General features: G+C 66.5%; 1 protein-coding gene. It reads right to left on the bottom strand.

The window, feature by feature from the left end; translation table 11 throughout:
• Positions 1-242 (bottom strand): hypothetical protein (locus ACEN88_RS36135; RefSeq protein WP_413347187.1); only part of this gene is annotated, 242 nt, incomplete at both ends.

The raw sequence follows: 242 nt of genomic DNA on the forward strand, positions 1-242 counted from the left end.
GGGTGGTGGCTTGATCCGCTTCCTGCAGATGCGGTTGGCGCTGCAGGGACTCGATCAGCAGCAGTCGATAGTCCATGCGTTTAGGCGCCTGAGCGATGGCCTTGCGTGCGGCCTGGGCAGCAGCGCCGAAGTCATCGCGGTCATAGGCTGCGAAGGCCTGGGCAGCGGCGCCGAAGCCCGGAGCCTGACGTGATTGCGGGTAGCGCCTGGGATGATCGCGCAGGTCCTTGTCGCGCTGAGCC

Source organism: Massilia sp. CT11-108 (genome assembly GCF_047302915.1).
In the GTDB taxonomy this organism is placed as follows: Bacteria; Pseudomonadota; Gammaproteobacteria; order Burkholderiales; family Burkholderiaceae_D; genus Telluria; species Telluria orientalis.